24 protein-coding genes are annotated in these 26,102 nt (G+C 72.1%); 13 read left to right on the top strand and 11 right to left on the bottom strand.

Annotated features, from left to right (window positions below; genetic code table 11):
* Positions 1-305: 305 nt before the first annotated feature.
* The 5 genes from VGB24_RS22575 to VGB24_RS22555 all read left to right on the top strand — a co-directional run bounded on the left by VGB24_RS22575 (position 306) and on the right by VGB24_RS22555 (position 6,312).
* Positions 306-2,126, top strand: a complete 1,821-nt coding sequence (locus tag VGB24_RS22575) for a serine/threonine-protein kinase (protein WP_331075182.1) — start codon at positions 306-308, stop codon at positions 2,124-2,126.
* A 2-nt stretch (positions 2,127-2,128) separates the two neighbouring features.
* Positions 2,129-2,455: a hypothetical protein gene (locus tag VGB24_RS22570; RefSeq protein ID WP_331075181.1), complete on the top strand. Its 327-nt coding sequence runs from the start codon at positions 2,129-2,131 to the stop codon at positions 2,453-2,455.
* A gap of 20 nt (positions 2,456-2,475) precedes the next feature.
* Positions 2,476-4,086, top strand: coding sequence for a M14 family zinc carboxypeptidase (locus tag VGB24_RS22565; RefSeq protein ID WP_331075180.1), 1,611 nt, complete (start codon positions 2,476-2,478; stop codon positions 4,084-4,086).
* Between the two features lie 100 nt (positions 4,087-4,186).
* On the top strand, positions 4,187-5,635 hold the full coding sequence (locus VGB24_RS22560) for an MFS transporter (protein ID WP_331075179.1): 1,449 nt from the start codon (positions 4,187-4,189) through the stop codon (positions 5,633-5,635).
* A gap of 119 nt (positions 5,636-5,754) precedes the next feature.
* Positions 5,755-6,312, top strand: a complete 558-nt coding sequence (locus tag VGB24_RS22555; protein ID WP_331075178.1) for a hypothetical protein — start codon at positions 5,755-5,757, stop codon at positions 6,310-6,312.
* 361 nt (positions 6,313-6,673) lie between these two features.
* Here VGB24_RS22555 and VGB24_RS22550 read toward each other — a convergent pair whose 3' ends face one another.
* Both VGB24_RS22550 and VGB24_RS22545 read right to left on the bottom strand, forming a co-directional pair.
* Positions 6,674-8,260, bottom strand: coding sequence for a S41 family peptidase (locus VGB24_RS22550; protein ID WP_331075177.1), 1,587 nt, complete (start codon positions 8,258-8,260; stop codon positions 6,674-6,676).
* Positions 8,257-9,465, bottom strand: coding sequence for a hypothetical protein (locus VGB24_RS22545; RefSeq protein WP_331075176.1), 1,209 nt, complete (start codon positions 9,463-9,465; stop codon positions 8,257-8,259). The genes VGB24_RS22550 and VGB24_RS22545 overlap by 4 nt, the downstream gene beginning before the upstream one ends.
* 203 nt (positions 9,466-9,668) lie before the next feature.
* Here VGB24_RS22545 and VGB24_RS22540 point away from each other — a divergent pair, with 203 nt between their 5' ends.
* From VGB24_RS22540 to VGB24_RS22525, 4 genes are all read left to right on the top strand, one after another.
* Positions 9,669-10,265 carry a hypothetical protein gene (locus VGB24_RS22540; protein WP_331075175.1) on the top strand — a complete coding sequence of 199 codons (597 nt, stop codon included), beginning with the start codon at positions 9,669-9,671 and terminating at the stop codon, positions 10,263-10,265.
* The gene (locus VGB24_RS22535) at positions 10,262-10,879 is read left to right on the top strand and encodes an RNA polymerase sigma factor (RefSeq protein WP_331075174.1); all 618 of its coding nucleotides are present in this window, start codon (positions 10,262-10,264) and stop codon (positions 10,877-10,879) included. Before VGB24_RS22540 ends, VGB24_RS22535 begins: the two co-directional genes overlap by 4 nt.
* Entirely contained in the window at positions 10,876-11,262 is a 387-nt protein-coding gene (locus VGB24_RS22530) for a hypothetical protein (protein WP_331075173.1), read from the top strand. The genes VGB24_RS22535 and VGB24_RS22530 overlap by 4 nt, the downstream gene beginning before the upstream one ends.
* A gap of 342 nt (positions 11,263-11,604) precedes the next feature.
* Entirely contained in the window at positions 11,605-12,156 is a 552-nt protein-coding gene (locus VGB24_RS22525; RefSeq protein WP_331021060.1) for an NYN domain-containing protein, read from the top strand.
* Positions 12,157-12,761: 605 nt separating this feature from the next.
* Here the strand turns inward: VGB24_RS22525 and VGB24_RS22520 are convergent.
* The 8 genes from VGB24_RS22520 to VGB24_RS22485 all read right to left on the bottom strand — a co-directional run bounded on the left by VGB24_RS22520 (position 12,762) and on the right by VGB24_RS22485 (position 19,198).
* Positions 12,762-13,274 (bottom strand): hypothetical protein, encoded by a 513-nt coding sequence (locus VGB24_RS22520; protein ID WP_331075172.1) that lies wholly within the window; start codon positions 13,272-13,274, stop codon positions 12,762-12,764.
* Between the two features lie 145 nt (positions 13,275-13,419).
* Positions 13,420-14,715 carry a DUF58 domain-containing protein gene (locus VGB24_RS22515; protein ID WP_331075171.1) on the bottom strand — a complete coding sequence of 432 codons (1,296 nt, stop codon included), beginning with the start codon at positions 14,713-14,715 and terminating at the stop codon, positions 13,420-13,422.
* Positions 14,712-15,692 carry a MoxR family ATPase gene (locus tag VGB24_RS22510; protein WP_331075170.1) on the bottom strand — a complete coding sequence of 327 codons (981 nt, stop codon included), beginning with the start codon at positions 15,690-15,692 and terminating at the stop codon, positions 14,712-14,714. Before VGB24_RS22510 ends, VGB24_RS22515 begins: the two co-directional genes overlap by 4 nt.
* A complete protein-coding gene (locus VGB24_RS22505; RefSeq protein ID WP_331075169.1) occupies positions 15,689-16,867 on the bottom strand; it encodes a DUF4350 domain-containing protein in 1,179 nt (392 codons plus the stop codon). The genes VGB24_RS22510 and VGB24_RS22505 overlap by 4 nt, the downstream gene beginning before the upstream one ends.
* Positions 16,860-17,501: a DUF4129 domain-containing protein gene (locus tag VGB24_RS22500; protein ID WP_331075168.1), complete on the bottom strand. Its 642-nt coding sequence runs from the start codon at positions 17,499-17,501 to the stop codon at positions 16,860-16,862. Before VGB24_RS22500 ends, VGB24_RS22505 begins: the two co-directional genes overlap by 8 nt.
* Before the next feature lie 17 nt (positions 17,502-17,518).
* Positions 17,519-18,409 carry a hypothetical protein gene (locus VGB24_RS22495; protein WP_331075167.1) on the bottom strand — a complete coding sequence of 297 codons (891 nt, stop codon included), beginning with the start codon at positions 18,407-18,409 and terminating at the stop codon, positions 17,519-17,521.
* 113 nt (positions 18,410-18,522) lie between these two features.
* Positions 18,523-18,660: a hypothetical protein gene (locus VGB24_RS22490; RefSeq protein ID WP_331075166.1), complete on the bottom strand. Its 138-nt coding sequence runs from the start codon at positions 18,658-18,660 to the stop codon at positions 18,523-18,525.
* A 70-nt stretch (positions 18,661-18,730) separates the two neighbouring features.
* A complete protein-coding gene (locus VGB24_RS22485) occupies positions 18,731-19,198 on the bottom strand; it encodes a hypothetical protein (RefSeq protein ID WP_331075165.1) in 468 nt (155 codons plus the stop codon).
* A gap of 312 nt (positions 19,199-19,510) precedes the next feature.
* Between VGB24_RS22485 and VGB24_RS22480 the strand changes: the two genes are divergently transcribed.
* From VGB24_RS22480 to pckA, 4 genes are all read left to right on the top strand, one after another.
* Complete coding sequence (locus tag VGB24_RS22480; protein WP_331075164.1) at positions 19,511-20,947, top strand: copper resistance CopC/CopD family protein; 1,437 nt, start codon at positions 19,511-19,513, stop codon at positions 20,945-20,947.
* A gap of 118 nt (positions 20,948-21,065) precedes the next feature.
* A complete protein-coding gene (locus VGB24_RS22475; RefSeq protein WP_331075163.1) occupies positions 21,066-23,135 on the top strand; it encodes a TonB-dependent receptor in 2,070 nt (689 codons plus the stop codon).
* 339 nt (positions 23,136-23,474) lie between these two features.
* Positions 23,475-23,726 carry a hypothetical protein gene (locus VGB24_RS22470; protein WP_331075162.1) on the top strand — a complete coding sequence of 84 codons (252 nt, stop codon included), beginning with the start codon at positions 23,475-23,477 and terminating at the stop codon, positions 23,724-23,726.
* Positions 23,727-23,896: 170 nt separating this feature from the next.
* Positions 23,897-25,531 carry a phosphoenolpyruvate carboxykinase (ATP) gene (gene pckA, locus VGB24_RS22465; protein ID WP_331075161.1) on the top strand — a complete coding sequence of 545 codons (1,635 nt, stop codon included), beginning with the start codon at positions 23,897-23,899 and terminating at the stop codon, positions 25,529-25,531.
* A gap of 88 nt (positions 25,532-25,619) precedes the next feature.
* Here the strand turns inward: pckA and VGB24_RS22460 are convergent, their stop codons facing one another.
* Complete coding sequence (locus VGB24_RS22460; protein WP_331075160.1) at positions 25,620-26,096, bottom strand: HEPN domain-containing protein; 477 nt, start codon at positions 26,094-26,096, stop codon at positions 25,620-25,622.
* Between the last annotated feature and the right edge of the window lie 6 nt (positions 26,097-26,102).

The following is a 26,102-nucleotide window of genomic DNA, read 5'->3' as shown; positions in this document are numbered from 1 at the left end:
ACGCGTCTCAGGGCTGGGTGCTCGCTGTCGCGCCCAGGCTGAGAAGTGGGGCCGGCTAGATCCTTCGGCCCGCGACGGATGTACTACGGGCCGGTGCGGTGCGCCTGGGCCTCAGGATGACAGGGCTTTGCGCGTCGGACAGCATAGGCCGCGCACGAAGGTTCCCCCTCTCTCCCGCGCAGTTTGCGGGGGAGAGGCCGGGAGAGGCCGGGAGAGGCCGGGAGAGGGGGAACAAGTACGCTATCTGCGGTAACCGCCGCCACGGCAGCAACGGACGTCGCTAGAGCACAGGGTCAGGGAACCACATGGCGGGATTGGAATCACTGCTGAAGGGGCGGGAGCTGGCGGGCCGGTACCGCATCGAAGAGGTGATCGGGCGGGGCGGAATGGGCGCCGTATATCGCGGAACGGACCTGCGTCTGGGCCGGCCCATCGCCGTGAAGGTGATCACCGCCTCCAGCGGCAACGACCCCGAGCTGCGCGACCGCATCCGCGCGCGCTTCCGCCACGAGGCCTCGGCCGCCGCCAAGCTTCCGCATCATCCCAACGTCGTTCCCGTCTACGACTACGGCACCGACGAAGACCTGGGGCTGGACTACATCGTCATGGAGCTGCTGCGGGGCCACGACCTGGCCTCGCGGTTCCAGCGCGGCGGCCCGCCGTCCCTGGCCGAGGCGCTGCGCATCCTGCAGCACGCGGCGCGCGGGGTGGCCGTGGGGCACCGCTCCGGGCTCATCCACCGCGACGTCAAGCCGGGCAACATCTTCCTGGTCGAAGCCGAGCACGCGGGCGAAGAGACGCAGGTGCGCGTGCTGGACTTCGGCATCGCCAAGGCGATGGCCGAGGAAGACAACACCAGCGGCCTCACCCAGGACGGGCGCGCGCCCCTTTCGCCCGCCTTCGCCTCGCCCGAGCAGATCCGCAACGAGCCGCGGCTGACCCCCGCGTCGGACGTGTTCAGCCTGGGCGCCGTGGGCTTTCAGCTGCTCTCCGGCGACCGCCCGTTCACCGAGATCGACCGCAGCCGCATGGGCGCGGGTATGGACGTGCCCACGCCCTCGCTGCGCGCCCGCAACCCGGGGGTGCCGGACGAGGTGGAGGCCATCATCCGCCGCGCCCTGGCCTCCAACCCGGCGGACCGCTTTCCCCACGCGGGCGCCATGGCCGACGCCCTCGAGGGCCCGCTGCGGCGCCTGGGCGAAACGCCCGCCGCCGCCCTCCTCCCCGGCGCGGGGGCCCTGGCGGCGGACGACGACCGCACCATGCTCGACGGCGTTCCGATGGATGACGACCGCACCATGGTCGCGGGCATCGGCGGGGCGATGGCGGACGCCGACCGCACCATGATGTCGCCGCCGCGGCACGCCGCCGTTCCCCGCCCCGAGCCCACGCCCGAGCCGGGATACGCGCAGCCGGTGATCAACCGGCCCCGCGGCCGCCCCGCCGCCGAGCCCGCCGCGCGCCGCGGGGTGCATCCGCTGGTGTGGGTGCTGCTGGTGGCGGTGCTGGGCGCCGCCGCGTTCTTCGCGCTGTCGCAGGGCGGCGGAGGGGGAGACCGCGCACTGGCCGCGGACAGCATCCAGGGCGACAGCGTCCGGCCGGACTCGGTGGACCCCACGGATCCGCTGGCCATGAGCCTGGAGGCGCAGCGGCACTACGGGATCGGGCAGTTCGATTCGGCGCTGGCGTATGCGCAGCGCGCGATGGAGCTGGCACCCACCAAGCCGGAGTACCGCGACCAGGCGGGTGCCGCGCTCATCCGCCTGGGCCGCTACGCCGAGGCGGTGCCGCTGCTGGAGGGCGCCATCCGCATGGACCGCCGCTTCGACCTGCCGTACAGCCACCTCGCCGAGGCGCGCCTGCGGATGGGCGACACGCTGAACGCCATCAAGGCGCTGGAAAGCTTCATCGAGACCACCTCGATCGGCGCGGAGCGCAGCCAGGCCGAGACGCTGCTCCAGGCGCTGAAGGTGGCTTCCACCGCGCAGGTGCAGCCGGTGCCGGGCCCGCTCGACACCACGCCGTCCATCCCGTTCCCGGAGCCGCCGCAGCCCCAGCCGCAGCCCGATACAGGGCGCACCCGGCCGGCGCCGCGCGACACCATCGTCATCAGGGACCCGGGCTGACGGTGCAGCACCTCGTCGCCCTTCGCGGGGCGGGGCGGGTGGAGCTCGCCGCCTACGGGCTGGCGGACGCGGAGCACCAGGTGGAAAAGGAACTCCGCGCCCTCTGGCCCGAGGCCGCCGCCCAGGTGCTGGACGTGGCGCGTTCGGAGGGCGGCTCGCGGATCGTGGAGGAGTTCCGCATCCGCTACCGCGTGCAGGGTACCGTAGCCGTCACCGCCCCCACGGAGGACGAGGCGCGCAAGTCGGCGCTCCGCGTTCTCCGCGAGCGTTTCACCGGCTCGCGCTTCGAGCTCGTCACCTGGGACGTCGTTCCGTCCGCCACGGCATGATCCCCGTCTCCCCCGCGCCGATGACCCTCCGCCGATTCGCTCCGCTCGCCCTGCTGGCCCTCGCGGCCGGCTGCGCGCCCGCTCCGATGGCCGGCCCGGCTCCCGTCGCCGGTCCCCTCACCCGGCCGGAGCGCAGCGGCTACACGCAGACCTCCAGCTACGCGGACGTCATCGGGTTCCTGGATTCGCTGCGGATGCGCGGTGCCGGCATCCACGTGGATACGCTGGGGACGTCCACGGAGGGACGCGTGATTCCGTACGTGGTCGCGTCGCGTCCGCTCGTGCGCTCGGCCGGGGAGGCGCGGCGCCTGGGTCGTCCCGTGGTCTATCTGCAGGGCAACATCCACGCGGGCGAGGTGGAGGGGAAGGAGGCGCTGCAGGCCCTGCTGCGCGACCTGGTGATGTCGCCCGCGCCCAACGTGCTGGATTCGCTGGTGCTGGTGGTGGTGCCCATCTACAACGCCGACGGCAACGAGGCGATGGGCCCGCAGGAACGGCAGCGCTCGGAGCAGAACGGCCCGGCGCTGGTGGGCCAGCGTCCGAACGCGCAGGGGCTGGACCTGAACCGCGACTACATCAAGGCCGAGGCGCCGGAAACGCGGGGCGCGCTGGCGCTGTTCCGCGAGTGGGCGCCGGAGCTGATCGTGGACCTGCATACGACGAACGGAAGCTACCACGGCTACGCGCTCACCTACTCTCCCTCGCTGAACCCTGCGTCGGGCGCGGCGGGAGCGTACACGCGCGACCGGCTGCTCCCCGAGCTTCGCCGCCGCGTCCGCGAGCGCCGCAGCTACGAGACGTTCGACTACGGCAACTTCTCGCTGCGATACGGCGCGGACGTCAACACCGACAGCACGCGCGAGGGATGGTTCTCGTACGACCACCGGCCCCGCTTCGGGACGAACTACTACGGGTTGCGCGGCGGGTTGTCGGTGCTGGGCGAAGCCTTTTCGCACGACCCCTTCGAACGGCGCATCAAGTCGACGTACGCGTTCGTCTCCGAGCTCCTGTCGCTGGTCGCGGAACGGTCCGGCGAGGTGATGGCGTACACGGGGAGTGCGCCCGCCGGGGCGGCGGTGCCCGTGCGCAGCGAACTGACCCGCACGCCGTACGTGGGAGAGGTGCTGGCGGAGATCCTGGAAAGCGATCCCGACTCCGTCCCCGACGAGCCGGGCGTCCACCGCGGAATCCGGCGCACGGGCCGCGTCCGCGCGCTGCGCATGCCCGTGTACGACCGCTTCGATCCCACGCTGCAGCGCACGCCCCCCGCCGCGTACCTGCTGGACGCGTCGCAGACGGAGGCCGTCGCCCTGCTGCGCCGGCACGGCATCCAGGTCGAAACGCTTTCGGCCGGGCGGCGGGTGCGCGGCCAGGCGTTCGTGGTGGATTCCGTCGCCCGTGCACCCCGCCCGTTCCAGGGGCACAACGAGGTGAGCGTCCGCGGCCGCTGGCAGCCGGTGGAGCGGACGTCACCCGCGGGATCGTTCCTCGTGTCCACCACGCAGCCGCTGGGAACGCTCGCCGTGTACCTGCTGGACCCCGAGAGCGACGATGGGCTGACCACCTGGAACTTCTTCGATCCCTGGCTGCGCGCCGGCGCGGAGCATCCCGTGATCGCAGTCGACCGGTGAGCCGCGACGAGCCGTCGTTGACGGTGCCGCGCCCCGCGGGTACGTTGGCCGGGTCCTGAGCCCGTAGCAGTCCCATCCGCACCAATCGACGAAGAGGCCCGTGAGCAAGCTCGCCGTACTGATGATCACGGCGTTCGTCGACATGGTGGGGCTCCTGATGGTGATCCCGCTGCTGCCGTTCTTCGCCGAAGACCTGGGCGGCGGCGGCCTGTGGGTGGGCATCCTCGTGTCCGCCTTCTCCTTTGCCCAGCTCGTCAGCGCCCCGCTCTGGGGACGCGTCTCCGACCGCTACGGCCGGCGCCCGGCGCTCCTGGTGGGGCTGGGGGCCGCGGCCATCTCGTACGTCGTCTTCGCCTACGCCAGCTCGTTGTGGCTGCTCCTTCTCTCGCGCCTGGTCCAGGGCGCGGGGGGCGGCACCGTGGGCGTGGTGCAGGCGTACGTGGCGGATGCGACGGAGCCCAAGGACCGCGCCAAGAGCCTGGGATGGCTGAGCGCCGCCACCAACGCCGGCGTGGCGATCGGGCCGGTGATGGGCTCGGCCAGCCTGGGGTTCGGCCGGGCGACGCCGGGGCTGCTGGCGGCGGGGCTGTGCCTGGTGAACATGGCGTTCGCGTGGATGTTCCTCACCGAGTCGCACGTCGGCAGCGCGCGCGACGGGTCCGCACGCAAGCCGGCGCGGTCGCGCGAGATGCTGCGCCACGTGATGGCCAACCCCACGCAGCCCGCGCCCCGGCTGATCTGGATCTACGCCGTCGGCATGGGCGCGTTCGCCGGGTTCACCTCTACCCTGGCCCTGTTCCTGTCCCACCACTTCGAGGTCACCGAACAGTCCATCGGGTACGTGTTCATGTGGACCGGCGTGGTGTCGGTGATCATCCGCGCGCTGCTCCTCGGCAAGATGGTGGATGCGCTCGGCGAGGCGCGCCTGGCGCGGCTGGGGCAGATGCTGCTTGGGGCCGGGCTCTTCCTGCTCCCCCTCACCTGGCGCGTGGGCGGCAGGACGACGGTGAACCTCCCCGGCTCCGGGTGGCGCGGGGGGCTGGACCCGCTGGCGCTGGTCGGGGGGCTAGTCGCCCTGCTCCTGGGCGTCGTCGCATGGGGCACGCGCAGGGTGCGCGGCGCGGACCGGCTGAAGCTGCTGGCCTTCATCGCCGTCCCGGGCGCGGCGGCCATCGCGGCCGTGGTCCGGGGCCCGCCGGGGCCGCTACGCATTTCCATCCCCGCCGTGTATCCGCTGGAGTTCCGCTACGTGGTGCTGGTGATGGTGATCACGCTGATGCCGCTGGGAACGGCGTTCACCTTTCCCTGTGTAACGGCGCTGTTGTCGCAGGTGATCGACCCGCGCGAACGCGGGGTGATGATGGGCGTGCAGCAGAGCTTCGGCGGCGCGGCGCGCGTGCTGGCGCCGCTGTGGGCGGGGTGGGCGTGGGACCACGTGAACACCGCCGCACCTTTCTGGACGAGCGCCGTGCTGGTCCTGGGGACACTGTTCCTGACCTTCGGAATCCAGCCGACCCCGTCGCCCGTGGCCGCGCCCGCCGCGGATTGACCCCGGCGGGGACCGGAACCTGCGCGGGATGGAGTGTACCAGAGCCTATCCGGAAACCAGGTACAATGCCGAATCCGCCACGGACGGGACACACGGCCCCCATTAGAGGTTGAACCACCATGCACGTCTATCTGCGGGAAGAACCCATCGAGCTGGAGATGAAGGAAGTGGAGGCCGAGGGGCTGGTTTCCGACGAATCGGGGCTGATTCCCATGGCGTTCTTCGCCCAGGGCAACGATCGCCCGTCGTTCCGCGCCTTTCTGCCCCCCGAAACGGTGAACATCCTTCACCAGGTGATCACCGGCCCCGTGCGGCTGGGGCTGATGGCCGAGGAGCCGGAAGACCCGTCGCAGGAAATCCAGGCGATGGTGGGGCTGACCATCCCCGTCGAGGCGCTTCCCGACGGCATGGTGCCCAACGAGATCGAGGACGCCGAGCCCAGCCTGGAGCCGTGGCAGCAGGGGGGTGAGGCGTGGCAGTCTGACTCCTGGAAGGGCGAGGACGACGACGAGGACACGCCGCGCACCATCCTGCTGGCGTTCGCGCCCCTGGTGCGCATCGCCCGCCGCCGCCCCGACGACTTCGCCGAGGAGCTGGCCGACCTGCTGGAAAGCGCCCTCGCGGGATCGACGAAGCCCTCGCTCGAGGCCCGCGTGGACAGGATGCTCGGGCTCTGAAAGCGCGAGTGGAAATGCGAAAGAAGCCCTCTCCCGGCACCCGGGAGAGGGCTTCTTCGTCCGATCCCGCCCTTCCATCAGACCCCGCGTCGCGCACCTGTCATCCCGATGGAGCGACCTCCCGATACCCTGCCGAGCGACAAACTCCGCAGCGACTGAGGGATCCGCCACACACCGCGGTTTTCTCATTCGAGGCTACCGAATGCGCCGACAGGGACCGTACCGGCCGGAACACGGAAAAAGCATTTCACGCAGAGGACGCAGAGAAAACGGAGAGGACGCAGAGGAGTTCGTGGCTGTCCTCTGCGTCCTCTCTTTTCCCTCTGCGACCTCTGCGTGAAACTGGTGTGCGTGGCGGATCCTACTGGCCGGTGCCCAGGATCTGCTGCGCGCGGGCGAACTCGGCCACCGCCCGGGCGATCTGCGGGTCCAGGGCCGCGTCCACCCGGTAGTAACCCGTGCTTCCCCACCGGGTGCCGGCGATCTGGCGCAGCAGCATGCGCTCTAGCGCCCGGTCGGCCTCGTCGCCGGCGGGAACCGCGTGCCCCTGCTGGCCGGCAAAGGCGCGGAACGAGGCCAGGGCCCCCGCCGGGAGCCGCGGGTTGGCGGCCAGCGCGGCGGCGGTGGTGAAGGCGCCGGCGTTCTCCGTCAGGTATCCGCCGATCCAGCGCGTGTGCACCGCGGTTTCGGCCAGGCGCGACAGCCACGCCGGGGCGGTCTCCGGCTCGTCGAGCACCACGTCGGGGTAGATGCCGCCGCCGCCGTACACCTTGCGGCCCCCGGCCGTGCTGCACGACGGCAGCCCCGCCGTGTCGCGCTCCGCGCGCGCCATCCGGTAGTAGTCGGCCGCCCGCACCTCGCGGTACTGCCGCTGCACCACGCGCCCGCACGGCGTCTTGATGTGGCCGATCACCAGCATCATCATCGAGCCGTCGGAAAGCGGAAAGCCCTGCATCAGCAGCGCCTTGCCGAAGGTGGGGCGGCCCACGATCAGCGCGCGGTCGTGGTCCTGCAGCGCGCCCGACACCAGCTCCGAGGCGCTGGCCGTTCCCTCGTCCACCAGCACCACGATGGGGTACTGCCGCTCGCGCCGGAACAGCGAGCGCCGCACCACCACGCTGTCGTGCACCTCGGCCTTGCGGCCTTCCGACACGTACACCGTGGCCCCGGCGGGAAGGAACATCCCCGCGATCCCCGCGGCCTCGCTCACCAGGCCGCCGCCGTTGCCGCGCAGGTCCAGCAGCAGCCGCTGCATCCCCTGCCCCTCCAGCCGCCCCAGCGCCGCGCGCAGGTCCTCGGCCGCGCGCTCGTTGGAAAAGGTGGTCAGGCGCACGTACCCCGTCTGCGCGTCCAGCATCTCCGACACCGGCACCGCCGTTTCGTCGTCGCCCCGCTCGCGGCGGACGGTGCGGTCCAGGCTCACCCGCGTGCCGTCGGAGCGCTCGCGCTCGAAGCGCAGGTTCACCGAAGAGCCCCGTGCCCCGGCCAGGAACACGTCGAGCTCCATGGCGCTTTCCGCCAGCACGGGCCTGCCGTCCACCGCCACCAGCACGTCGCCGTGAAGGATGTCCTGCCGCGCGGCCTGGGTGCCCGGCGACACGCTGACCACCACGGGCATCCCCCCGGCGTACCGGAAGTCGATCGGCACGGGATGAAGCCGCCCGGCGCGCAGCTGCTGCTCCTTTTCGGGGGACAGCCGCGCGGCGGAGATGACGTACGAGTGCGGGTCGGTGGCGCTGACCATTCCCTGGATGGCCGACATGAACAGCCGGTGCGTGTCTACCGAGTCCGGGTGGTTCACCCGGATCTGGTTGAGCACCTGGCTGAACATCTGCAGGTCGTCGTAGGTGGTGCGGGCGCGGGTGGCCCCCGTGGGCTGCGCGGCCAGCGCCGCGGGGAGCAGCGCGGCGGCGAGCGCCAGGGCGGCGCGCAGGCGGCGGGCGCTCACTGGGCCTCCGGAGCGGTGGCCACGAGCTGCTCCACCTGGGCGCGGCGCGGGTCGTCCCTGGCCGCGCGGGCCAGGTACGCGCGGCACGCCCTCAGCATCCCCTCGCCGTCGCCCCTCAGCTGCTTCACCATCGCCAGCACCAGCCAGCCGTCCGCGTGGTGGGGCGCCAGCGTCGTGGCGGCATCCAGCTGCGCGGCGGCTTCGTCCAGCCTGCGCAGGCGCGAAAGCAGGGTGCCGTACAGAATCCGCAGCGTGGCGTCGTCCGGAGCGGTCTCCGCCGCCAGCCTCATCTCGCCCTCGGCGGTGGCGGTGTCGCCCGCGGCCAGCGCCAGCAGTCCCAGCCGCAGGTGCGCCGGCGCGTACGCCAGGTCTTCTTCCAGCGCGCGGGAGTATGCCTCGCGCGCCTCGCCGGTCTTGCCCGTGCGCTCATAGATCAGCCCCCGGCTGTGGTGGAGCACCGCCTTGCTCTCGTAGAAGCGCACCAGCTCGCGCTCGTCGCGCTCCACCTGCAGGTTCACCGCCGAATCAAGGTCCGCCAGCGCCCGTTCGTCGTTGCCCACCAGCGCGAACATCCGCGCGCGCTCCTGCAGGATCCACCCGCGGGTTTCGCTGTTGTTGCGCCGGCTGCGCAGCGCCTCGCCGAATGCCTGCGCCGCCTCGGGAACTTTTCCCTGCGCCGCCTTCACCCGCGCGCGCATGATGGGAGGCAGGTCGGCCATCACCTGGTCGGTGTAGAACGAGAGCAGCGTCTGGTCGCCTACCCGGGTGGGGTCGCCGCCCGCGATCAGGGCGCCCACCCACATGCGGGTGAGCTCCGGCTCGAAGCGCCGCTGCACGAAGGGATCGCTGCGCAGCGCGCGCAGGTACAACGAGTCGATCTGCCGGGCCTCGGCCGACGAGCGCGCCCGTCCGCTGCTCTGGTACTGGATCATCCGGTGGGGATCGCGCAGCAGCATCGCCGTGTGGCGTCCGTACAGCGCGTCCGCCCATCCCGGCCTCAGCTCCACGGCCCAGTAGAAGGCGTCGGCCGCCAGCTCCGGGCGGCGGGCCATGCTGCGGACCCCCAGGTCGTAGTAGGCGCGTGCGTCGTTGGTGTCGGCCGCCGCGGGAAGCGCGGGCCGGCGGGGCGCGCGCTGGGCATCGGCCGAGGTGGCCAGGAACACGGCGGCGGCGAACGGCGCCAGGCGGCTGCGGAAGAATCGCATGGTAAAATACACGGGGAGCAATTGCGGGCGGGCGTGCGGAAACGGACGAAACTCGTGCGCACGGCAAGAGGATATTCATCCGTCCCGCGATCCGCAACCCGCTCGTCCGCAACCCGCTCGTCCGCTGCGCCCCAACGTTCGCACGCGCTCCGCTGTATTCCTGTATGAAGTCGCGAACGATCCGCCCACACGAAGCTTTTGCCATGAATATGCTCGTCCGCATCCTGTTGATCGCCCTTGCGGCCGCCGTGGCCGCCCCCGCCGCCGCGCAGCCCGGCGGCCGGCATCCCGAGCGCCCGCGCGCCGAGGGTCCGCTTTCCCCCGACGAGGGCCGCCGCCCGTTCGAGGTGCTGATGCGCCACCGCGAGCAGCTGCGGCTGACCGAGGCACAGGTGCGGCGCATCCAGGAGATCGAACGGGGGCTGCAGGCGCGCAACGCCCCCCTGCGGAGGCGGCTGGCGGAGGAGCGGCAGCGGTGGATGGCCCAGCGCCAGACGGAGCTGGAGCGGATGGATGCCGAGCGGCGCCGCCACGAGATGCGCCGGATGCGCCAGGAGCGGCGGGTGCCCGAGCCGATGCGGCCGCTGGTGAGGGAGATGCGCGAAAACATCGCGTCCGCCGTGCGCGACGCCCACGGCGTGCTTTCCGACGAGCAGCGCACCCGGGCGCGCCGGGTGCTGCGCGAGGAGGCGCGCGCGCGCCACGAGCAGATGCGCGCGCGGCACCCGCAGCGCGGCCGTCCTCTCCGCGAGGGGCGGCCCCCCCGCCCGCGCGTGGAAGCCGCTCCCCGGCAGCCGTGAACCCGGCGCTCGCGGCCGTGCCGCTGGCGCCCGCGCAGGCGGGCCCGGCGTCCTCCGCCCCGGTGGCGGAGGACGAATGCGCGCTGGTGGAGCGGGTACGCCGGGGCGACGCGGGCGCGTTCGACACGCTGGTCACGCGGTACATGCGCCGCGCGTTCGCCGTGGCGTACCGGCTGCTGGGCAACCGCGAAGATGCCGAAGACCTGGTGCAGGAAACCTTTTTGGCCGTGCTGCAGAAGATCGACGCCTTTCAGCCCGGCCGGGCCTTTTCGCCCTGGTTCTTTCGCATCCTGGTCAACCGCGGCCTGAACGCCCGCAAGGCGCGGGCGGTGCGGACGACGGAGGAGATCCCCGACGGCACCGCCGCGGGCGGATGCTCGCCGGAGCGCAGCGCCGAGCGCGCGGAGCTGCGGGGGCGCCTTTCCGCCGCCATGGCGCGGCTTCCCGAGCGGCAGCGGGTGATCGTGGAACTGTTCGAACTGGAAGGGTTCGCCGGCCCCGAGATCGCGGAAATCCTGGAAATTTCCGACGGAACCGTGCGCTGGCACCTTCACGAGGCACGCCAGGCGCTGCGGCGGGAACTGGCCGCCTACGACCGCAAGGAGGGAGGATGAGGGACGACGTTTCGCGCGACCCCGCGCTGGCCGCCGCGCTCCACGACGCCGCGGGAGCGCCCGCGCCCAAGGTGGACTGGGAAGCCCTGCGCGCGCGCATCTCGGCGGAGGCCCGGGTGCCGCTGGCCCGCCGCCGCCAGTCGCGGCGCACGAGCGTTCGCCTGCGCGCCCTGCTCCCCCTGGCCGCCGCCGCGGGAATCGCCGGCCTGGCCCTGGCCACCGTCCCGGAGCGGCGCCCGGCCGCCGTCACCCCGCAGGAGCGCAGCGAGATCCAGGCGGCGCTGCGCGAGTCGCTTCCCGACCAGGTGGCCCTGCTGATCTCGGGCGAGGCGGCCGAGGCGGCGCTGCTGGAATCGGCGGAGGAGAACGCCGCGGAGAACTAGACCGGCGACCCCCATACTGCACCCGCCAGAGTGCGGACGGCCGTCCGAACGGGTGGAGCGGGCGCAACGGCAAGGAGTGGCGGCAGCAGGTGCTCCCGATTCGCACTGCTCCCGAAATCCGGAGCAGCGGCAGCCGCCACGGGCGGCGCAAATCCGTGCACCGCAATGGAATGGCGCGATTGGAAGGTGCTTGACAAGCGGGGTCCCGGGCGGTAATTCCAAGACGCACGGGGCGCCGCGCGGCACGGGGCCGCGGGCGCCGCGGCCCCACGGCCGCGCATCCTTCGCTACGGCTCCCGCCGCACCGTGCGGCGGGTCTTGTTTTTACTTGGACGGCACCAGATGAACGCAGCCATCTTCATTGACGGCGGATATTTCGACCGCGTGTCCCGCGACTGCGGATCGCCGCGGATCGACTTCGGCAAGCTGTCTTCGGAACTCGCGCGGCCGCACGAACTGCTTCGCACCTACTACTACCACTGCCTGCCGTACATGGGCCCCAACCCCTCGGAAGAGGACCAGGCCCGGTACGACAACAAGCAGCGCTTCTTCAACGCGCTCACACGGCTCAACCGCTTCGAGGTGCGCGAGGGCAAGCTGGAGTACCGCGGAACGGACCGCGAATCGGAGCGGCCCATCTTCGAGCAGAAGCGCGTCGACATCTACCTGGGTGTGGACCTGGCCATGCTGGCGGTGAAGCAGCGGATCCACCGCGCCATCCTGGTGACGGGCGACAGCGACTTCCTTCCCGCCATCCGCGCCGCCAAGAACGAGGGCGTGCTGGTGCACCTGTTCCACGGCACCGGCCCCCAGCAGCCCCACAAGGACCTGTGGGACGAGGTGGACGAGCGCACCGTCATCACGCCGGACCTGCTTTCGCACTTCCTGCTGTAGCACGAGGGCCACGGACGGACGAAGCCCGCCGCGATCAGGCTTGATCGCGGCGGGCTTTCCCGTACCCGTCTCCCCGGCCACCACGACGCTCGCACATCCACCCAGGCCTGTCATCCTGAGGCCCAGGCGAACGACACCGGCGCGTAGCCCATCCCACGCGGGCCGAAGGATCTAGCCGCGGACACGTACAAGTCCAGGCGCGGCAGCGGTCACGGATGCCGGGGCCTCGGCTGCCGTGGGGCCCTCACCCGGCCGCGCTGACACGCGTGCCACCCTCTCCCACGAACAGCGTGGGAGAGGGGGTACACATCGGGTCGAGGTGCGGCGGGGAGCACAGCGGCGGAGGCCCGGCCCTGCTGGGGCGACTAAAGTCACGGCAACAACGGCACGAAGTCCGCCTTCGCGGACTGCACGCGTGGTCGGGTGCGCGAGGCCAGCGGAGCGCGATCGAATTCTCCCTTTCCCCCGCTCGCGGGGGAGAGGGCCGGGGAGAGAGGGCGGCCAGGGGCATGCGCCGAGTTCCCCGAAGCGCACCGTTCCTCACCCGCGATCCCCATTGAGTGCGCCAACGTCATCCCCAGCCCGTCCCCGCTGGCGCGCCAGCGCTAGAAGGGTAGCCCGGGAAGGAACGCCTGCGAGCGGATCTTCCAGCGCCCGCGCTCGCGGAAGAGCACGGTGAAGTGGGTTCCCGACACCGGCTCCGCGTCCGGGCTCGCCTGGTACATGTAGGGGCCCGTCGCCGAGTACAGGTCTTCGCCAGCCACGAAGTCGGCGATGCCGGTGCGGAGCTGCGAGCCCTCGGGAAGCGAGTCGTTCAGGAACCGGACGAGCGCGTTGTGCCCGTTGAGGACCGTCGTGGGCGAGAACGCCACCGTGGGGCCGGCCGAGTAGAGCCCGGCCAGGCGCCGCTCGTCGTGGCTGGCCCAGGCCTCGCTCCAGCTGTTGATGAAGCGGTTGAAGTCGCGCAGCGCGTCGGCGGTGTAGGCCTGGCGCTCGCGCGCCATGTCGACCCGCCCGGACTCGCCCGGCACCTGGGCCCGCGCAGCCACGGGCGCGAGCAGCGACGTGAGCAGCACGCCCGCCAGGGCCGCGCCGCGAATGTGCAGACAGGAGAACACGTTCAGCTCGTTGCGTGGAGGTGAAGAACGAGTGCCCGGACGCTCGGTGCCGCCGCACGGGCGCGGCGGAGCCCCTCCTTCGGGCGGACGACGTGCGGAACCATACCCCGCGGAGAAACGGATGGTCCACACAGTACCATAGGGGTCACAGCATTCCCCGGCGCTTCACGTCGAGGTAGCGGTTCACCACCGCGGGCACGGCGTCGCCCGGGCGGGTGTCGGCCACCAGCACGCCGGAGCGCTGCATGGCCGCCAGGGCGGCGGCGCGGGCCTGCAGCAGCTCTTCGGCGGCGGCGCGGCGGTACACCGCGGCCTCGTCCACGGGCGCCGTCTCGGCCACGGCTTCCAGGTCGGGGTTGCGGATGGCCACGGCCAGGGGCAGGTGCCGCTCCGCCGCCCGCCCCAACTGCGACACCAGCGCCGCCGAGGCAAGCGGGTCGATGATGTCGGTGAACAGCACCAGCAGCGACCGCTTGCGCACCTGCTTGGCCAGGTAGGTGAACGCCGCCGGGTAGTTGGGCTCCACCATTTTCGCGTGCACCTCGCCCAGCGCGTCGGAGAGGCGCGCCAGCGAGTTGCGGGCGGGCGGAATGAAGCGCGTCACCCGGTCGGCGAACACCAGCAGCCCCACCGCGTCGTCGTGCACCCCCGCCACGTCGGCCAGCAGCAGCGCGGCGGTCAGCGCGTAGTCCAGCCGCTCGCGCTCGCCCACCTTCTGCGTCATCAGCCGGCCGGCGTCGATGCAGATCATCACGTTCTGCCGGCGCTCCATCTCGTACTGCCGCACGATCAGCCCGCCGCGCCGGGCGGAGGCCTTCCAGTCTACCGTGCGCGGGTCGTCGCCGCGCGCGTACTCGCGCAGGCTTTCGAACTGCCCGCCCTCGCCGCGCTGCCGGATGTTGCGGAAGCCCGCCTCGCGCAGCCGGTTGCGCAGCCCCAGCAGGCGGAACTGCTTCACCTCGAGCACACCGGGGACCACGCGCACGGCGTCGCTCCGCGGCACCCGCCGCTGCCGCCACGCCAGCCCCAGCGGCCCGGCGATGCGCAGGTGCACGTCGCCGAACACGTCGTCGCCGCGGCGCACCGTCCCAACCGCGTACCCCAGCCGCGTCTCCCGCAGCGCGTCGAGCCACAACTCGTGCTCGTCGCCGCCCTCGCGCCGCAAAATGGGCGGCAGGTCGTCCGTCACGCGGACGCGCACCCGCCGGCCGGCGCGGTTGTCGAGCAGCCACGCCACCTCCGCGCGGGCACCGAGCGAGATGCGCGGGGGCGAGCGGCGCGACACCGTGAGCTGCGCGGGGCCGGGGACGTACCACGCGTCCAGCGCCAACGCCACCAGCAGCACGGCGTCGGCCAGCAGCGCCAGGACGGGGTCTACCAGGAAGAGCGCGGACGCCCCCGCCAGCAGCGCCAGGAACAGGCGCGAGGGAAGCAGGCTCACCCCTCGGCGCCGCGCGGGGCGGGAATGGTGGTGAGCAGGCCGGCCAGGCGCTGGTCCACCGTCTGCCCCTCCACCTCGGCCTCGGGGGTCAGCACCACGCGGTGCCGCAGCACGGGAAGGACGAGCATCTTCACGTCGTCGGGCGTCACGAAGTCGCGCCCGGCCAGGAACGCCTCGGCGCGGCTGGCCAGGAACAGCGACACGCCCGCGCGCGGCGACGCGCCCAGCGCCAGGCTGGGATCCTCGCGGGTGGCGCGCACGATCCGGGTGATGTAGTCGCGCACCGTGGGCTCCACGTGCACCGTGGCCACCGACTGCCGCAGCGCGACGAGTTCGCCCGACGACAGGACGGGCTTGATGCCGTACGTTTCCGCCCGGTCGGCGCTGAAGCCCGCGACATAGCGGTCCAGGATGGCGCGCTCGGCCTCGGCGCCCGGGTAGCCGATGGTGATCTTGAGCAGGAAGCGGTCGAGCTGGGCCTCGGGAAGCGGATAGGTGCCCTCGTACTCCACCGGGTTCTGCGAGGCGAACACGGTGAAGCCGGCCGGCAGCGGGCGCGTCTGCCCGTCCACCGTCACCTGCCGCTCCTGCATGGCTTCCAGCAGCGCCGCCTGTGTCTTGGCGGGCGCGCGGTTGATCTCGTCGGCCAGCAGCAGGTCGGTGAACACCGGCCCGGAGTGGAAGGTGAACTCGCGCTTCATCTGGTCCAGCACGTTCACGCCGATCAGGTCCGTCGGCATGAGGTCGGGGGTGAACTGCACCCGGCCGAAGCGAAGCTCCAGCGCCATGGCCAGCGAGCGGATGGAAAGCGTCTTGGCGGTCCCCGGCACGCCCTCCAGCAGCGCGTGCCCCCCCGCCAGCAGCGCCACCATCATCTGCCGGAGCAGGTCTTCCTGGCCCAGCACCACCGTGCCCAGCTCGTCCAGCACCCGCTGGGCTCGCTCGGCCGCCACCCCGTTCGTCGTCAGCTCGCTCACCGTTTTACCTCGTCCAGAAGATCGTCGACGCGACGGGCCACCGACACCAGCTCGGCGTCGGTCCCGCGCTTCCATTCCGTTTGCAGCGCCGCCGCGGCGTCGCGCCCCACCGGGCTGGCCGTGGCCATGCGGCCCAGCAGTTCCGCCGCGCCCGCCTCGTCGGCCGGCGCGCGCTTCCCCAGCCGCCGCGCCATCCCCGCCACCAGCAGCCGCCGAGCCGTGCGCCTGGCCCCCGCCTGCCGGTACGCGCCGGCCAGCGCCTCCACGTGCTCCAGCGGCGACCGCCGCCGCGCGGGCGGGGGCGGCAGGGGCGCGCCGAAGCGCCGTCCGGCCGCCAGCATCAGCAGCAGCAGCACGGCGAACAGCTGCAGCGAGGCGTGCCCCGCGGGGTGCTCGCCCAGGAACCGCCGCAGCGCCTTCCACACGCTTCCGTCGCCCTGAAAGCCCTGGTGGTACTCGTCGAAGGTCAGCGGCCCGCCCCCGGCCAGCTCCGCCGCGGCCCGGGCGAACAGGGGAGCGGCGCCACTGGTGCGCAGCCGCTCGTTGGTCAGCGGCCGCGCGTCGGCGAACGCCACGACCGTCCCCCCGCCCATCCTGTACGTGATGGCCACGGGCTTTCCCCCGGCTTCCAGGAGCACGGTCGCGCGGCGCGTGCGGACCACGCGCGAGCTGTCGCCGAACCCGCGGCGGAAGCCCTTCACCGTGCCCGTGCCCTGCGTCCAGCGGTGCGGGCGGGCGGTGGCCGCCGCCCCTTCGCCGAACTCCCCGCCATGCGCGCCGGGAAGCCGGCGGACGTCCAGCCCCAGCGTGTCGTACGCCGGCCCCTCCGTTCCCCACGGGCTCGCGGCGAACACCAGCGTTCCGCCCCCGCGAACGTGCTCGGCCAGCGCGTGCATCTCGGCGGGGGTGGGCTGCTCGGCGGGGGAGATGATGGCCAGCGCGCGGGGAAGCGAACCGGTGCCTCCGGCGTTCGCCAGCGGCGCGGTGCGCCGGGCCACGGGCACCTTCACCTCTTCCAGCGTCCAGTACAGCGCCTGCAGCCCGCCGGTGGAGGTGAGGAAGGTGGAGGCGCGCGGGTCTTCGCGGTCGTCCGGCGCCTGCGTGCCCACCAGGGTGGAAAGGACGAGCAGCACCAGCACCAGCCCCACCAGCATCCCGGCCTCGCGCCTACCCATGGGCACCCGCCTCGGCCGCCGCGCCGCGCAGGCGCTCGTACACGCCCGCGTCCAGCGAGCGCCCGCCGAACACGGCGGGCTCGAACGCGCGCAGGAACGCGCCGAGCGGCCGCGAAAGCGCGTGCGGGCGGGCCTCCATCCGGTAGTCGCCGGGCGTCTTCGCCGGGTCGTAGCGCACGGCGCCCGCGGCTTCCAGGCGCAGCAGCAGGGCCTGGTACAGCGCCACGGCGGCGTCGCGGTACTGGCCCGCGCCGGCCAGGCGCCGGGCCTCTTCTTCCCATCCCGTGGCGTCGCGGGGGCGGCGCAGCGCCTGGGCTCCGGCGGCGGTCTGCCGGGCGGGCGCGGCGTCGGCGTCGGAAAGGCGGCCCAGGATGGTGTAGAGCAGGGCCACGATCAGCGCCAGCCCCAGCGCGGCCAAAATGGCGACGAGGATCCAGAACAGCACGGGGCTGTCCGACGCCATCCCGCCGAACAGCCGGTCCAGCGCCTGTCCCAGGCGCGTGAAGAACCGGCCGATGGCTTCCCACACCGGGTCCAGCGCCCCCCTGGGCGGGGGCGCCAGCTCCGGGCGGGCGTACACCTTTTCCACCGCCCGGGCTACGTCGGGGGCGGAAGGCAGGGGGGTGGATTGCAAGGGTCAGCGCGGAGCGGTCACTGGCCGGCGGGTGCCAGCGACTCGGTCATCACCTGCACGTCGAGCGCTTCGGTGCGCACGCGGCGGTCGAAGTAGGTCAGCACGAACACCGACACCATGAAGGGCGTGGTCAGCACGGCGGCGATCCACCCAAGCACCTGCTGGGCGATCAGCGCGTTCGCGCCGGGCATGGCCGCGGCCGAGCTGGGGTTCAGCATCATCCCGGCGCTTCCGGTGACGAACGCCACCGCGACCACGGGCATGTAGGCGATCAGCACCGACACCACCACCAGGCCCATCGTCCGCCAGAGCGCGCCATTCACCAGGTCCCACGAGCGGGTGAGCGCCGACAGCGGGCCCTGCCCCTCGACCACGATCGCGGGCGCCACGCCGGCAAAGATCGTGATCGCCAGCATGGACAGCACCAGCAGGCCGATGCCCATCAGGATCGCACCGATCACGCCCAGGACCACGGTGAAGATGCCCCCGAGGATGCCCATGGCAAGGCCGGCCGCCCCGACCACCAGGCCTGCCAGGAAGGCGGACCCCAGCATCGACGGGAGGGCGCGCAGCCCCGACTTCAACCCGCCGGGCACCGATACGGGAGAGCCGGTGAACGCCTGCGTCGCCTGACGGGTCAGCGCCCCCCACGACACGAACGTCGCCAGGCTGGTGAGAACGATGTACAGCAGGAACGGGCCCGCGATGGCGGCCCCTGCGGTCGCCGGGTCCCCCCCCTCGCGAAGGTACCCGCCCAGGGCGACGGCGTAGATCAGCCCGCCCGCCAGCAACCCGATGGAGGGCACCAGGGCGGTCAGGACGAACGGTCCGAAGTTGCGGCGATACAGTGAAAAGGCGCCGTCGAGAATCTCGCCGAAGCCGAGGGGGCGAAGGCCGGGAACGGGCATGGGCGGAGGATGTGGACGCGAGGGGAAACAGCCGGAGAGGCGCGGGTAACGTACCCCCCGGCCCCCGGCGCGTCAACGACGGTCTCGCGGCCCGATCGGGGGCGCCGGGCGGGTCAGCCGCCGGCCAGGGCCAGCGACTCCGTCATCAGCTGCACGTCCAGCGCCTCGGTGCGCACGCGCCGGTCGTAGTACGCCAGCACGAAGACGGAGGCGACGAAGGGCGCGGCGGCGATGGCCACCGCCAGAATCACGATCCCCGCCCCCGGCCAAGGCGGCGCCCCCGTCTCGGGAAACGCCTGTTTTGAGAGGACCGGGTGGCGCTTACCGCAGGGTGACCGGAATGGTCTGCGAGGCGCCCTGCGGGATGGACTGGTGGTTCTCTCCCGACCAGGTCATCCGCAGGGTGGTGGAGCCCGAAGGAAGGCGGGGGAGCGCCCAGCGGTAGCGGGTGCCCTGGACGGCGGTGATCCCGGTGGCGGACGCCATCAGCTCGGTGCCGCCGGCGAACAGGTGAAGGTGCCGCCCCGCCACGGTCCACCCGGTGGGGCCCAGCACCAGCGGCGCGCCCGCGTCGAACTCCACCGAGGCCGGCTGCGGGAGCGCGGCCCCGGCGGCGGGACTCACGATCCGGATCTGCGGCACGGCGGACGCGGGCCCGGAGCCCGTGTCGGACCCGCCTTCCATGAACGACCGCACCAGGAACACCAGCCCCAGCAGCACCATCACCCCGCCGACGATCCCGAACACGCGGTCCGCCATCAGCCGCTCCCCCGATCCGCCCTGCGCCATCCGATCTCCTTCTCGCGATTCCGCTCCCGAGGACGAGCGGGAAAGATGCACCCCCGCGGCGCCCCGCGCGAGGGCGGATGATCGTGGAAGTGGATGAAGGGGCGGCGTTTACTTGCCGCGCGGGTGCCGCGAGCCGCCTCCGTGGAGCGGACGTGTCCGTCCCGTGTCTCCCTGCTGCCCCGCGGGGCCGCTTCTGGAGGCTGGCGCCTGTCTGCCGTATCTTCCCCGCATCGGCCGGGTGCGCTCGTGCGCGGCGGCGTGCTGGATGGATGAACCGCGGCACTGTTCCGCGGGGGCTCAGAACACAGACGGATGCCTTCGATCTTTTTTCTCATGGCCCGGCTGGCCCGGCGCGGCCTGCTTGCGGTGCTCGCCTGCGCGCTGCTGTCGGCCCCGGCGGCCGCGCACACCAAGATCCACTCAACGCAGCCCGCCAACGGCGACACGGTGGCCAGCATGTTGGCGGAGGTGCGCGTCCGGTTCACTACCGCCGTCGCGCCTGGGCTCACGCGCATCGAGCTGCGGCACGGTGGACGCACCGTCCTCACCGGCGGCGCGCCCGTGGATGGAGAGGGCAACCGCGAGTACGTGCTGCAACTGGCCCAGCCGCTCGCCCCCGGCGCGTACGAGGCGCAGTGGACCACGGCCGGGGCGGATGGACACGTGCTGCGGGGGACGTTCGGCTTCGTCGTCTCGGCACCCGCGACTCCCGCGAGACCCAGCGGACCGCTGCCCACGGAAGCAGCAAAAGACTCCGCGCGGGTGGACTCCAGCCTGGCGGCGGGCATTCCGGGCGACCCAGACGCGGTCGGCACCACCACGTCCGCCGCGGCGAGCCCCCTTTCCGTCGCGGTGCGCTGGGGATGGTTCGCCGCGCTGCTGGCGATGATCGGCGTGGTGGCCTTCCGCTTCGGCGTGCTGGCGCGGCTGGCCAGGGACGAGGCGTTCCGCCCGGTGGCCGCGCGGGCGGAGGCCGGGGCGTGGACCATCGCCCTGGGCGCCGCGTCGCTCTCCATGCTGACGCTCGCGGGCCGGCTGTGGCTACAGGCGTCCGCGCTGGGAATGCGGACGGAGGACTGGAGCGGGGATCAGCTGACGGCGCTGGTGACGGGAACGGTGTGGGGGCTGGGCTGGCTGCTGCAGGCCATCGCCACCTGCGCGTTCGTGATGGGAATGCTGATCGCCCGGGCGCCGCACGGTCGGACCGCGGGGTGGATGGGCGCCGCGGGAAGCGTGGTGCTGCTGGCCGCGGTTCCCTCGCTTTCCGGCCACGCGGCGGGCGTGGAGAGGCTCACCGCGCTCGCCATCGTAGCCGATACGCTGCACGTGCTGGCCGCCGGCGCGTGGATCGGCAGCCTGCTGATGGTGCTGGCCATCGGCATTCCGGCCACGCTGGGGACGACGGCCGCGGCGTGCGGGTCCGTCGCGATGATGGTGCGCGCCTTTTCGCCGATGGCGCTCATCGCGGGCGCCGTGGTGGGCGCCACCGGCGTCGTCAGCGCGCTGCTCCACATCGGCGCCGTCGGAAACCTGTGGGGCACGGGCTACGGGCGCGCGCTGCTGCTGAAGGTGGCGCTGCTGACGCTCGTCGGCGCCACGGGCTTCTACAACTGGCGCCGCGTGCTCCCCTGCCTGGGCACCGACGACGAGGGGACGCGCCGGCTGCAGCGCTCCGCGCGGGTGGAACTGGCCATCGCCGCCGCCGTCCTGCTCGTCACCGCCGTGCTCGTGGCGCTGCCCACGCCCTGATGACGCGCTCCCCACCCTGAAGAACAGCGAGATCGGGCTATCCCCGCCATGGACCGCTTTCTGCGGCGGCAGGCACGCGAGGGCTGGTCCTAACTCCGTTCCCCAAAAGCTGTTGCAGATGAAGCCGCTCACGGCCGCGCCCCTGCGCGCCGCCTTTTCGCTTGCGTGCCTGTGCGCCGCCGCGCCCGCCGTAGCGCAGACCGATACGACGACAGTTCCGCTCGATACCGTCACCGTGCAGGTGCTGGGCGGCAGCGTGCCCCAGCTGCGCGCGCCCTTTGCCGTCACCGCCGTGCGCGAGGCCGAGATCCGGCAGGCGCGCCCGGCCCTGGCGCTCACCGACGCGCTGTCGGCCATCCCCGGGGTGCAGGTGGACAACCGCTTCAACTACGCGCTGGGAGAGCGCATCTCCATCCGCGGCTTCGGCGCGCGGGCGCAGTTCGGCGTCCGCGGCGTGCGGGTGCTGGTGGACGGCATCCCCGCCACGCTCCCCGACGGGCAGACCACGCTGAACCACGTGGATCCCTCGCAGCTGGGCCGCGCCGAGGTCATCCGCGGCCCCGCGTCGGCGCTGTACGGCAACGCGTCCGGCGGGGTGATCCGCTTCACCAGTGCCCCCCCGCCCGATGCGCCGTTCGCCACGGAGCACCGCGCGCTGGCCGGGGGCGACGGGCTGCTGCGCGGCGAGACGAGCGCGGGGGGCCGCATGGGCGCGCTGGGATACCGCGCCTGGGTGTCGCACCTGCGCTACGGCGGCTATCGCGAGCACTCGCGGGCGCGCAACACGCTGGCCGGCGGCAGCGTGTCGATGGCCCGCGGGGCGAACGAGGCCCGGCTCACCCTCAGCCTGGTGAACTACGACGCGCTCAACCCCGGCTCCCTCTCCGATTCCCTGCTGCGCGTGGACCGGCGGCGGGCGTTCGCGCGCAACGTGCAGCAGGCCACGGGTGAGGAGGGGCGGCAGGGGCAGCTGGGGGTGTGGTGGCGCCGGGCGCTGGGCGCCGGCGCGATGGAGCTGTCGGCGTACGGGCTGATGCGGTCCATCGACAATCCCATCCCCACGTCCATCATCGACCTGGACCGCAACGTCCAGGGTGCGCGCGCCGCGTGGAACGGCGGCGCGGGGGGGCTCCGCTGGACGGTGGGCGGCGAGATGGAGGGGCAGCGCGACCAGCGCCGCAACTTCGCCAACACGGCGGGGGAACGGGGGAGCCTGACGCTGGACCAGCGGGAGCGCGTCACCTCGTCCAGCGTGTTCGCCCAAGCGACCGCGACGCCGCTCGCGCGGGTGGACGTGCTGGCCGCGATCCGCTACGACCGCTTCCGCTTCGGGGTGAGCGACCGCCTGGTGTCGGCCACCAACCCGGACGACACCGGCGCGCGGACGATGGACCAGGTGAGCCCCGCGCTTGGCGTGTCGGTGGCGGTCACGCCATCCGCCACCGTGTACGCAAACCTGGCGACCGCCTTCGAGACGCCCACCACCACGGAGCTGGCCAACCGGCCCAGCGGCGCGGGGGGCTTCAACCCGGAGCTGAACCCGCAGCGCACCGTTTCGCTGGAAGTGGGCGGCAAGGCACGCGTGGCGCCCGGGGTGTGGGTGGAGGCTGCGGCGTATCGCGCCCGGATCGAGGACGCGCTCATTCCGTTCGAGGTGCCGGGGGCGCCGGGCCGCACCTTCTTTCGCAACGCGGGCCAGGCGAACCACCGCGGCTTCGAGGCCGCCGCCGTGCTGACGCCCCGCGAGGGATGGACGGCGCGCGCGGCCTACACGCACACCGACGCGCGCTTCGGCCGCTACGTGGTGGGCGGCGACGACCGCGCGGGCAACCGCGTTCCCGGCATCGCGCCGCACCGGTGGGAGCTGTCGCTCCTCGCCTCGCCCCCGCGCGGCCCGTTCGCCGGGCTCGACGCGCGCTACGTATCGTCCACACCGGTGGCGGATACGGATGCCGACGCCCGCTTCGCGTCGCCCGCGTACGCGCTGGTGGACGTGCGCGGAGGATGGGAGGGCGCCCACGTGGCCGGACTGGAGTTCGCCCCCTTCGCCGGCGTCACGAACCTGCTGGATCGAGGCTACAACACGTCCGTGGTCGTCAACGCCTTCGGCGGCCGGTACTACGAGCCGGGGCCGGGCCGTTCGCTGTACGCGGGCCTGCGTATGCAGCTGGGCACCTCCCGACACTGACCGTCGTGGTGCCGCCGATGGCGTAAAATGAACAAACTTTACACCCGCTGAAACTCGCTTATCTTCGCCGCCTCGGGATCTCGTGAACCGGGGGGAGGCGATGACGCGGGCGGAGAAGACCCTTGCAAGAATGCGGGCCAACCCACGAGGCTGGCGGTACGAAGAAGTCGCGGCGGTGCTGCGCGCCTTCGACTTTTCCGAGAAAAGACGTGCGACCAGCCATCGACAATGGACTCACCCGGTGGCCAGACCACTTACCCTTGTCCCGGGCGGGGGAGTACTGGCGACCTATCAGGTGGAACTGGTCGTGAGGAGGATCGACGAACTGCAGGAGGGTACATGATGACCGTCGACGAATACGTGGCGCTGCCTTGGACCGTGCACGGGCGCATGGTGCGCGAAGCACCCGGTGAGCGTCCCTATTACCTGATCACCATCGATGAGATGGATGGTTTTTCGGTGGTCGCTTCGTCGCGCGCAGCGGCGGAGGAGTTGTTCCCGATCGTGCTGCGGGAGCACATCGAAGCCTGGCTGGAAAGCGGGCACGTTCCGCCGATTCCCGGCCCTTCTCGCGCAGCCATAGTGGCCTGAGGAACGTCGCACCACGACTTGGCGCTCTCGTCGGAGCAGGTTGCACGAGCAACGAATCAGTGAGCCGCATTCACCTTGCATCCCCGCGCCGGGGGTGCTAGAGTTGCCGTTTCTGCCCGCCCGGCTGCGGTCTGATCGGGCCTGCACGACCCTGTTGCACGAGAGCGACGATGTCGACGACCCTTGTTCCCGAAGCTCCCGCAGCGGCTGGCACCGGCCGCGAAAGCCGCTACGGGTTGGAAAACCACGGGATCCGCAACCCCGGAACCGTGTTCTGGAACCTGAACCCCGTGGAGCTGGTGGAGCACGCGGTGCGGCGCGGCGAAGGCAGCCTGGTCGAGGGCGGCCCCTTCAACGCCGTCACCGCGCCGCACACCGGCCGCTCGCCCAACGACCGCTTCGTGGTGCGCGAGCCCTCGTCCGAGGAGCACGTGTGGTGGGGCAAGGTGAACGTGCCCATCTCGCCCGAGCACTACGCGACGCTGCGCGAAGACGTGATGGCGCACCTGGAGGGGCAGGACCTGTACGTGCGCGACATGGTGGCCGGGGCCGATCCCAAGTACGCGCTGAACGTACGGGTGATCACCCCCAACGCGTGGCACAACCTGTTCGCGTTCAACATGTTCCGCCGCCCCGAGGCAGGCGGCCTGGCCGACATGGTGCCGGGGTTCACCGTTCTCCATGCCCCCGAGTACGAGGCAGACCCCGCCCGCCACGGCACGCGCACCAGCACCTTCATCCTGATCAACTTCGGCGCCAGGGAGGTGCTGATCGGCGGCACCCGCTACGCCGGCGAGATCAAGAAGTCGGTGTTCGGGGTGATGAACTACGTGCTGCCCATGCAGGGCGTGCTTTCCATGCACTGCTCGGCCAACGTGGGCCCGGAGGGCGACACGGCGCTCTTCTTCGGCCTGTCGGGCACCGGCAAGACCACCCTCTCGGCAGACCCGGAGCGCGGGCTGATCGGCGACGACGAGCACGGGTGGACGGACGACGGGATCTTCAACTTCGAGGGCGGCTGCTACGCCAAGGCCATCAAGCTGTCGCCCGAGGGTGAGCCGGAGATCTACGCCACCACCCGCATGTTCGGCACGGTGCTGGAGAACCTGGTGATGGACGAAGCCCGGCGGGTGGACTTCGACGACATCTCCATCACCGAGAACACGCGGATCTCGTATCCGCTTCACTACATCCACAACTACGTCCCCGAGGCGCGCGGCGGCCATCCGCGGAACATCGTGTTCCTGACGGCCGATGCGTACGGCGTGCTCCCCCCCATCAGCCGCCTGACCCCCGAGCAGGCGATGTTCTACTTCCTGTCGGGGTACACGGCCAAGGTGGCGGGCACGGAGCGCGGCGTAAAGGAGCCGCAGCCCACCTTCTCGGCCTGCTTCGGCGCGGCGTTCCTGTCGCTGCATCCGGGTGTGTACGCCGAGCTGCTGGGGCAGAAGATCGCCCAGCACGGCGCGCGGGTGTGGCTGGTGAACACCGGCTGGACGGGCGGGCCGTACGGCGAGGGGAGCCGAATGAAGCTGGCGTACACGCGCGCCATGGTGCGCGCGGCGCTCTCCGGGCAGCTCGACGGCGTGGCCACCGAGACGGTGCCGTTCTTTGGCCTGCAGGTGCCCACCAACGTGCCCGGCGTCCCCGCCGAGCTGCTGAACCCGCGCGGCACCTGGGCGAATCCCGAGGCGTACGACGCCCGGGCGCGCGATCTGGCGAACGCCTTCTGCCAGAACTTCGAGCAGTTCGCCGACCGCGTCCCGGAGGCCGTCCGCAACGCCGGCCCCTCGTCGGCCGAGTAGGCTTTCCGGCGTCAGCCGCCAACGAAAGCGGGCCGGAGCCGAGGAATCGGCTCCGGCCCGCTTCGCTATTCGCGCCCGTGGCGGCGGCTCAAGATTTCACCATGTGAATGCGCTTCGCGGCGTCTGGGCGTGCGGCACGGAGATGCTTTGCGCCCAGGTTGATGACCCGCCTGGCTGCCTCGATCGCGCGGCTCACCGTTCCAGCATCCACGTCGTCTTCCGGTTCGTACTCGACCGCGTGCCGAACGGAGCGCAATTCGTCGATCCCGAGGAGAGCGTCCGCCAGCTCACGCGTGGAGGCAATGCTCCGGGCTACGTCGAACGTCACGTAGTGGTGCCTCTCCGATCCGCGCGGTCGATACCCGGCTGCCCGTATCAACGCGAGCGCGGCGAGCCGGCCGGCATCGTACGCGCGCAACAGCCGGCTCTCCGGGCTCGTGCCCACGTGCCGGGCATCCTCGAACGCACGGATGGCCTTGCTCCAGTAGGCCACGACTTCGTTGTCATTGGCGACGCGCTCCTCCAATGATCGGCTGGCAAGGTGGTTCTGGATCGTCGCGTTCACGCGTCC

Origin of the sequence: Longimicrobium sp. (genome assembly GCF_036399935.1) — a bacterium.
Taxonomy (GTDB): domain Bacteria; phylum Gemmatimonadota; class Gemmatimonadetes; order Longimicrobiales; family Longimicrobiaceae; genus Longimicrobium.
The sequence above is the reverse complement of the archived record's forward strand: the minus strand, read 5'-3'. Positions and strand labels throughout refer to the sequence as shown.